Annotated in this window: 4 protein-coding genes; all 4 read right to left on the bottom strand. The window is 67.8% G+C overall.

Annotation, left to right across the window (positions count from 1 at the left end; translation table 11 throughout):
* Nucleotides 1–344: 344 nt before the first annotated feature.
* Nucleotides 345–1,223 (bottom strand): deoxyribonuclease IV, encoded by an 879-nt coding sequence (locus tag AC5JJ2_RS05445; RefSeq protein ID WP_495856952.1) that lies wholly within the window; start codon nucleotides 1,221–1,223, stop codon nucleotides 345–347.
* A gap of 14 nt (nucleotides 1,224–1,237) precedes the next feature.
* A complete protein-coding gene (locus AC5JJ2_RS05440; protein WP_495856951.1) occupies nucleotides 1,238–2,215 on the bottom strand; it encodes a hypothetical protein in 978 nt (325 codons plus the stop codon).
* Nucleotides 2,216–2,236: 21 nt separating this feature from the next.
* Nucleotides 2,237–2,515, bottom strand: a complete 279-nt coding sequence (locus tag AC5JJ2_RS05435) for a hypothetical protein (protein ID WP_495856950.1) — start codon at nucleotides 2,513–2,515, stop codon at nucleotides 2,237–2,239.
* 396 nt (nucleotides 2,516–2,911) lie between these two features.
* Nucleotides 2,912–5,359: a DUF1549 domain-containing protein gene (locus tag AC5JJ2_RS05430; protein WP_495856949.1), complete on the bottom strand. Its 2,448-nt coding sequence runs from the start codon at nucleotides 5,357–5,359 to the stop codon at nucleotides 2,912–2,914.
* Nucleotides 5,360–5,446 lie beyond the last annotated feature (87 nt).

Genomic DNA, 5,446 nt, shown 5'->3' with positions numbered 1-5,446 from the left:
GGTCGAACGGGTCCATCCCCTTCAGCCCGGCCGCGGGAAGGTCCGGGATCGTTGCCGTCGGGGGCCGGCGTCGATCAACCGGAGGTTGCCCGCAATCGCCGCGTCGAACGAGTCGGAACGTCTCGCCCGCCGCTGCTCTCGCCGGCCCTTCCCGCGGTCCGTGACTTCGCCGGCGGGTCGCCCCGCCGACGGTGGGTGGTGGTTCTTGACAGGAACTTCATCGGCCGGCGCGCGGATTGGACTTGACAGATGGGGAGAAAAACAAGAATGGCCCGCAGATGACGCCGATGGCAGCGCAGATGAAGAGGATAAAACCCGAGATCATTTCTTGGATTTCATCCTCTTCATCTGCGTCGAAGTCCGCGTGATCTGCGGGCCATTTCTTGAAGTCTCGCGAGGTTGATCGGGTCCATCGCGGTCCCGTCGGCCGCCTCCTTCGGCGTCTCCAGCACCATCGGCAGCTTCGCGAACCGCGGGTCGTTCACGAGCCGCCGGAAGGCGTGCTCGCCGATCTGCCCGAGGCCGATGCCCGCGTGCCGGTCCACCCGGCTGCCGAGCGGCTTCACGCTGTCGTTGACGTGGAACAGCTTCAGCCGCTTCAGCCCGATCACCTCGTCGAACTCCCGGAAGGTGGCGTCGTAGTCCGCGTCGGTGCCGAGCGGGTAGCCAGCGGCGAAAACGTGGCAGGTGTCCAAACAGACGCCGAGCCAGGAACTGTCCGCGACGTGTTCGAGGATGTAGGCGAGGTGCGCGAAGTTCGCCCCGAGGCTGCTGCCTTGCCCGGCTGTCGTTTCGAGCAGCACGTGCAGTTTCAACTCTGGGCGCTGGGCGCGAACCGTGTCGAGCGCCGCGACCACCCGGTCCAGGCCGACGGACTCGCCGCTGCCGACGTGCGCGCCGGGGTGTGTCACGAGGTACGCGAGGCCGAGCGCCTCGGCCCGGTCGATCTCGTCGAGGAACGCGGCGACGGACCGCTGGTACAGTTCGTCGCCGGGGGCCGCGAGGTTAATGAGGTACGAGTCGTGGGCCGTCGGGAACTTCAACTTCGCCCGTTTCACCGCCTGCTTGAAGGCGTCGATATCCGGGGGCGTGAGCGGCTTGCGGCCCCACTGCGACGGGCTGGCCGTGAACAGTTGGACCGTCCCCAGGCCGAGGTCGGCGGCGGCCTCGGCGGCCCGGTGCAGCCCGCCGGCCACCGACAGATGCGCTCCGAACACCGGCATGGGCGGGTGGTCCCTCAATACTTCCCGAGGTACGCGCCGATCTCCCGCGCCCCCTGCGGGGCGACGCGGTCGGCGGACACCGTCGGGTCGGCCAGGTCGAACGTCACGCCGAGCAGCCCGCGGCCGGGCCGCTCGCCCTTCTTCGTGAAGGTTGCCGCGCCCCAGTGCTCGCCGATCGCCGCGACCTCGAACTTGTCGAACGCGCCCTTCGCGAACCGCAACTTGCCGAGCAGCTTCACCTCGTAGCCGCGGTCGGCCTTCGCCGGGTCCGCGTCCGTCGCGAGCACGGCCTCGCCGTCCAGCCGCAGCTCCACGCCGTCGGCCGTCGCGCCGGTCACGGTCAGCGTCAGCGCCTTCGAGCGGATGTCGTCCCGTTTCCAGTGTTCCGGCTCGCCGCGGGTGTTATCGACGAGGTGATACCGCAGAATCCGCTCGGCCACCTTCGCCGGCACGTCGTAGCTGAACCCGACCTCGGCCTTCGCCGGCGCGAGTTGCTTCACCTCGTCGGCGGTGACCCAGAGGAAGTCGCGGGCGGCCCGGTCGCCGCCGAGGAAGTCGCACGTCCCCTTCGCGTACCCGTCGCCCTTCTTGTCCAGGATGCGGGCGTGGACGCGGACGACCAACCCGCCCTCCGGCGGCGTGCGGCTGAAGTTCGGGTCGGGCTTGCCGTGTTCCTCGACCTTGACTGCCCCCGGCTTCCGCCGCCCGGCGGGTAGGTCGTTCCACTTGCGAAGCCCGTAAGCCAGCTGCTCCCGCGTGGCCTTCACGTCCTGCCCGGCGTTCTTAAAGGAGAGCAGCTCGCCGTCGGCGGTGAAGACGTAGATGCCCTGGTGCGTGCTATTCTCGTCCTTCCGCGGCCCCTGCTTGTAGACCTTCTTCCAGAACTCCCCCTCGGCGTCCCGGCGGCGGCGCTGGTACCAGTCGTCGGCGCACGCCGGGACGAACTTCGTTTTCGCTAGCTCGATGATCTCGGGATCGGCGAAGGCGAACACACGGCCCGCCACGACGTTGTTTCACCCGCACCCGAGCGGGTGGCCGTCCATCTCCCACAACAGGATCGGCTTCCCCTCCTTCGCGGCCAACTCGCGGGCTTCCCAGAGGGTCGTCTTCCACGGGATTTCGGCGAACAGGTCCTCGCCCTTCGCCGGCCGCACGGCCGCGCGGACGGCGGCGAATTCCGCGTCCGTCAGCCGCGGCGTGGGGGCCGCCAGGGCCGGGGCAGTCGGCCAGAGGTAGAACGCCGCGGCCGGGGCCGCGACCAGCCCGCCGAACAGGAAGTGACGCCGACGCATGACCAACTCCAAAGTGAGGGGCGAACCCGTCCCCGAAATCATACCCGGCGGGCTGTCGGCCGCCGACAGGGATTGTCGAAGTTTCGGACGGGATCGGGACCGGCGGCCGACCGCTTGGTGGAAGAAAATGAACGCGAAATCGCCTTGAAATTCAAGTGCTCACGAACAATCCGCGGGCTTGCGTCCGGGATTGGCATTGGTCATGCTTATGAAGTGATTCGTTGAATCGCCCTCGCCCACGAGTCAAGAGGCCGGGTGTGTCGCCCAGCACACCCGGCCGGACTCGCCCGAACCACGTCGCCTTCACTCCGTTCGCCCACGGAGAAGTCCCAGGTGACCGGATGAGCATGTCGCCCATGCTCATCCGGCCCTGGTTGATTTTCCCATCAACCGATCTCACTGGTTGAACAGGAACGCCTTCGTGTTCAACAGCGCCCAGACGATGTTCTCGTAAGCCTGCTTCTTGTCCTTCGCGTGCTTCGCGAGGTGCGTCTTCGCCATCGCCAGCTGGTCCGCCGACGGCCTCTTGCCGATCGCCGCGAGGAACAGTTCCGCGACCTTCTCGTCGTCCGGCCGCGGGTCCTTCGCCAGTTTGTCGGCCCGGCCGCCGGCCCGCGCGATCTTGTCCTGCACCTCCTGCGAGTTCAGCATGTGCAGCGTCATCGCGAGGCTCGCCTCGTTCACCCGCTCGCACTCGCACGCGCTGATCCGTTGCGGCCGGCCGAACACGTCCAGGAAGTAGCTCGTGAACGACTCGTCCGGCAACATGATCGCCCGCCGCGGGGCGTTCGCGTCCGCCGGCAGGCCGCCGAACTGCGACGGGGCGTCCGTCACCTGACACACCGCGTCGAACACCACCTCGGCGGACAGCCGCTTCGGGTAGTACCGGGCGAACGACTGTTTATCCGACTTGTTCGCGTCGGTCGGCACGGCGCTCAACGAGTACGTTCGGCTTTTGCAGATCGTCTTGACCATCGCCTTCAAGGAGAACTTGTTGTCCACGAGCGTCTTCGCGAGCGCGTCGAGCAGTTCCGGGTTGGACGGAGGGTTCGTCACCCGCATGTCGTCGATCGGGTCCACGATGCCGCGGCCGAAGAAGTGCGCCCAGTACCGGTTGGCCACGGCCCGCGCGAAGAACGGGTTCTTCGGGTCGGCCATCCAGTCGGCGAGCTTCTGCCGCGGGTCGTCGGCCGCGTCCACGGCCATCGGCTCGGCGTCGAGCGGCTTCAGCGGCGCGACCTTGTTCGACCGCTTGTTCGTGACGCTGCCGGTCGCCTTCACGTACACGAGCTGGTTGCGGTTCTGCCCGTCGTTGTTCCGCCCGGCCGTCGGCAACTGCTTCTTCCCGACGCGGCCGTAGAACGCGGCGAGGCCCCAGTAGTCGTCCTGGCTCCACTTCTCGTAAGGGTGGTGGTGGCAGTTCGCGCACGCCATCCGCTGGCCGAGGAACACCTGCGAGAGGTCGTCCACGAAGTTCTCGGCCGACGCGACCTCCTTGTACCAGACGGTCGGCGGGGCCTTCAGCTCGTCGCCGTTCGCGCAGACGATCTCGCGGACGAACTGGTCGTAAGGCATGTCGGCGGCCATCGCGTCGCGGATCCAGGCGTGGAACGCGAACGTCCCTTCGGCCCGACTCGCGCTGCCCCGCCGCTTCACCCGCAGCACGTCGGCCCACTTGTTCGCGAAGTAGTACGCGTACTCCGGCGTCTCTACGAGCTTGTCGATGAGCTTATCCCGCTTGTCCGCGGCCTTGTCGGAAACGAACGCCGTGACCGCGGCCGCGGTCGGCAGCGTGCCGGTGATGTCGAGGTACGCCCGGCGGACGAACGCCTCGTCACCGGCCTCTTCCGACGGCGCGAGGCCGAGTTCCCGCCACTTCTTCGCCGTCAGTTCGTCCACCACATTCTTCGCCGCGAACGCGAACGGCTTCGCCCCGGCGTTCGGGACGACGGCGCGGAACACCGTCACCTGCCCGGCGAAGCGGACCATGACCGCGGCCTGCCCGGTCATCGACAGCGTCCGCACGAGGCCGGTCCCGTCCACGACGGCGACCTCGGTTTCGTTGCTCTCGAACTGCGTCCGCCGCGTCACGTCCTCGACCGTGCCGTCCGAGTAGTGGGCGTGGACGGCGAGCTGTTGAACGCCCTGGCGGTCGATGACCCGTGACTCCGGGAAGACGGTCACCTTCGTGATCGTCGGATCGGTCGGCTGGCCGAACGGCATTCCGGTCGCGATCCACCGCCGCAGCACCTTGTACTCTTCCGACCCGGCGTCGAGCTTCTTCCCGCCGCCGTGCGGGGCCTGCCCGGTCGCCTTCGTCAGGAACAGCGACGCTTCCGGCGACGCCGGCATCAGCCGCCGCCCGCGGGACTCCTTAAGCAGCGTCATGTAGTCGAGTTCCGGGTCGAACCCGAGCAGCGACAGACGGAACCCGTTCTGCCCTTGAATCTTCCCATGGCAGCCGCCGCTGTTGCACGACAGTTTCGTGAGGATCGGCTCGACCTGGTTCGTGAAGTTGATCGGCCGTGGCGTCTCCATCGCTGTGACGGTGACCGGAACCTTCACGCTCTCCTTGCCGACGGTCGCGGTGATCTCGGTCTTCCCGTTCGCGAGCGGCCAGACCCGCCCGGCGTCATCGACGCGACAGACCGTCGCGTCGGCGACGGTGTACTTCGCCGTCCCCGTCACGTCGAGGTCGCGCGTCGGCGTCTTCGCCGTGACGAGCAACTGTGGCGCGTCGTCCGCCCCACGAATCGCGAGGGCAGGGGGGAACGCCGTCAGCGTCTGGGCCGCGGAAACGGACGCGACGCCGAAAACGAGTGCGAGGGTGGATAGTATGCGCATCGGAAGGTGAGGAGTGGTTTTGTAGGGTGGGCCGAGTCTTCGAGGCCCACCGGCGGGACACACCCCTACGCGGTGGGCCGCGAAGAC

This window comes from Limnoglobus sp., from assembly GCF_059499385.1.
The sequence above is the reverse complement of the archived record's forward strand: the minus strand, read 5'-3'. Positions and strand labels throughout refer to the sequence as shown.